The following is a 1361-nucleotide window of genomic DNA, read 5'->3' on the forward strand; positions in this document are numbered from 1 at the left end:
CCCCCTTTATGGATGGCTCGCCCCTTAACTGAGCGTTGTTGCCTCACGGCAGCAGGCCGTTTGCGGAAGGAGCAAGGGTCATGGACATATCGGTTCTCGGGATTGATCTGGGCAAGAACAGCTGCAGCGTGGTTGGGCTGGATGTAACGGGCAAGGTCGTTGTGCGACGACGGATGCGGCGCGAGACGGTTATTACCTATGCGGCGAGCCTCCCGGCCTGCGTCGTGGCGATGGAGGCTTGCTGCGGCGCTCATCACATGGGCCGGGCGCTGGCACGACAAGGCCATGCGGTGCGGTTGATGTCGCCGGAATATGTCCGTCCGTACGTCAAGGCGCAGAAGAACGACGATCGCGATGCCGAGGCGATCGCGGAAGCGGCAACACGCCCGACGATGCGGTTCGTGGAGCTGAAGACCGAAGAGCAACTCGACATGCAGACGCTGCACCGCATTCGCGACCAGCTGGTCGGCGACCGCACCTCGCTGATGAACCAGATCAGAAGTCTTCTCCTCGAGCGCGGCTATATCGTTCCACAAGGGCGCGCAAAGCTTGCCGCGCGCCTTGGCGAGATGCTGGACGACGACGAGCCAGTGCTTGGTCCTCGCATTCACCGGCTCGTCAGCGATATGCGTCTGCGTTGGATCGCCCTCGATAAGCGGATTGCAGATCTGGATGCCGAGTTCACCGAGGCTGCTCGCTCAGATGAGCGGATGCGGCGTCTGCTGAGCATACCCGGTATTGGTGCACTCAACGCGACCGCGCTGGTGGCAGCTGTCGGAGACGCCCGGACCTTCGGGCGTGGTCGCGATCTTGCCGCCTGGTTGGGATTGGTGCCACGGCAGGCGACCACCGGAGGCAAACCGCGGCTGCTCGGAATCACCAAGCGCGGCAGCCGATACTTGCGCAAGAACTTGATCCAGGGCGCCCGTTCGTCGCTGCCGACGATGAGCAAGAGCGATACGCGGCTCGGCGCTTGGCTGCGGGGCTTGCTGTCGCGCTCCCACCCCAACACCGTCGTCGTGGCGCTGGCGGCCAAGATGGCGCGCATCGTCTGGGCGCTGCTGCGTCACGAACGCACCTACGAACCAGTCGCGCAAGCGGCGTGAGCGAGATCGGCTGATGCGGCGTGCACCGGCCGGATGATGTCTGCGGGAGGTGAGTGACAGATGGCCTGACAGTCGACCGGTGTCCTGGAACCCTACGGCGTAAAATGGCACTTGATGCCGGCCCCTTTATGAGGACCAGGACGCGCGGATCTCCATCTTGGCCAACGGCTCCATGCTGAAAGGCCGGATACGTTTTCGCAGACTGCTCAGATCGTCAGAAACAAACCGCTTGCCGACGGGGCGAGCCATACGTTT

At 63.3% G+C, this 1361-nt stretch carries 1 protein-coding gene; it reads left to right on the forward strand.

The genetic code is table 11. The features are described from left to right. Positions 1-80: 80 nt before the first annotated feature. Positions 81-1106, forward strand: coding sequence for an IS110 family RNA-guided transposase (locus tag MF607_RS22500; RefSeq protein WP_242122392.1), 1026 nt, complete (start codon positions 81-83; stop codon positions 1104-1106). The last annotated feature ends 255 nt before the right edge of the window (positions 1107-1361 follow it).

Origin of the sequence: Sphingomonas lacusdianchii (assembly GCF_022664395.1) — a bacterium.
In the GTDB taxonomy this organism is placed as follows: Bacteria; Pseudomonadota; Alphaproteobacteria; order Sphingomonadales; family Sphingomonadaceae; genus Sphingomonas; species Sphingomonas lacusdianchii.